This is a genomic window from Flavobacterium bomense, assembly GCF_003970355.1.
Genome location: NZ_RYDJ01000136.1, coordinates 1 through 1,306 on the forward strand (window position 1 = coordinate 1; position 1,306 = coordinate 1,306).

Consider the following 1,306-nt stretch of genomic DNA (forward strand, 5'->3'; position numbering starts at 1 on the left):
CACTTATTGTATTATGAGCGACGATTTAGAACTATCATTTGTGCAGCAATTGAAGACCAATCAGAATATAATCCACAAGATTTGTAGGTTGTATACGAATGGTGAAGACGCACATAAGGATTTGTTTCAGGAAATCACGATTCAGCTTTGGAAGGCTTTTCCGAAGTTTCGTGGTGATAGCAAATTTTCGACTTGGGCATATCGGGTCGCTTTGAATACAGCCATTACTTTGTACCGAAAAAGTACACGAACCGTAAGGACCGTGGATTATGAATCGCAACAATATTTTATTAGCAATGATGATTATAATTATGAGGAAGAAGAACGCTTGAAATTAATGTATAAAGCTGTTTATCAACTGAATGACATTGAAAAAGCATTGGTTTTTATGTATCTAGAGGACAAGGATTATGGGGAAATTTCAGAAACTTTGGGAATAAGCGAAGTAAATGCAAGGGTGAAAATGAATAGAATTAAAGGAAAATTAAAAAAAATACTAAATCCTTAACGATTATGAAATGGGCATAACTGAAAGTTGGTAACTAGAGCCGAGTGAATTATGTGAATTACGTATGACCGATAAAAAAAAATAAAAATCTAAGTATGAAAAATAAAAATGCAACCGATACACTAAATGAAATGATTATTGTTCAAAGAATGATATATGACAATGATTTGGAACAACTCAAAAATCAGTTTGATGTTGCTTACCAAAGTGTAAAACCCATTAACTTGATCAAAAATCTATTTCACGAAGTAACTGCTTCACCCGAAATTAAAAATGATCTACTTAGCAATATAATTGGATTTGGCACAGGATTTATCTCTAAAAAACTTTTGTTCGGCTTTACTCACAATCCAATCAAAAAAGTATTTGGAACACTATTTGAATTTGCAGTTGCCAATATGGCTTCAAAACATTCAGAAGGAATTAAATCTATTGGAGAAAATATCTTCAAACGTTTTTTTAATAAAAACAAAACCAATCAAAATCTAAATCCTTAATTCGTTAAAAGAGCATTATTTGATTGCCATTGAATTTTATCTAAAAAACTAGCTTATTAAACTTTCTCGATTTCATTTTCATTGTTTTTTGATGTAGCAAAATTATTGACTCTGTGATAAAACATTTAATTCCTCGAAGTTTTCTATTACTTTACAAATTCAAGCAAAAAAATAGTAATTTTGCAGTAATAAAAAATTAAAACTCGCCGAATCAATTTTGGAAATCTATACCAAAATCAGGCAGTTTCTAAAACAATTATATGGCATCAGGTTTTTTCGCACTTTTAGATGATATCGCAGC

General features: G+C 30.6%; 2 protein-coding genes. Both read left to right on the forward strand.

Annotated features, from left to right (window positions below; all coding sequences use genetic code 11):
* Positions 1-13: 13 nt before the first annotated feature.
* On the forward strand, positions 14-508 hold the full coding sequence (locus tag EKL98_RS16185; protein ID WP_126563163.1) for an RNA polymerase sigma factor: 495 nt from the start codon (positions 14-16) through the stop codon (positions 506-508).
* A 95-nt stretch (positions 509-603) separates the two neighbouring features.
* Positions 604-1,005 (forward strand): hypothetical protein, encoded by a 402-nt coding sequence (locus EKL98_RS16190; protein ID WP_126563164.1) that lies wholly within the window; start codon positions 604-606, stop codon positions 1,003-1,005.
* Positions 1,006-1,306: the final 301 nt, after the last annotated feature.

Excerpts from the sequence above, each read along its gene's own strand:
- EKL98_RS16185 (WP_126563163.1), top strand. The coding sequence starts at position 14 with ATGAGCGACGATTTAGAACTATCATTTGTGCAGCAATTGAAGACCAAT.
- EKL98_RS16190 (WP_126563164.1), top strand. The coding sequence starts at position 604 with ATGAAAAATAAAAATGCAACCGATACACTAAATGAAATGATTATTGTT.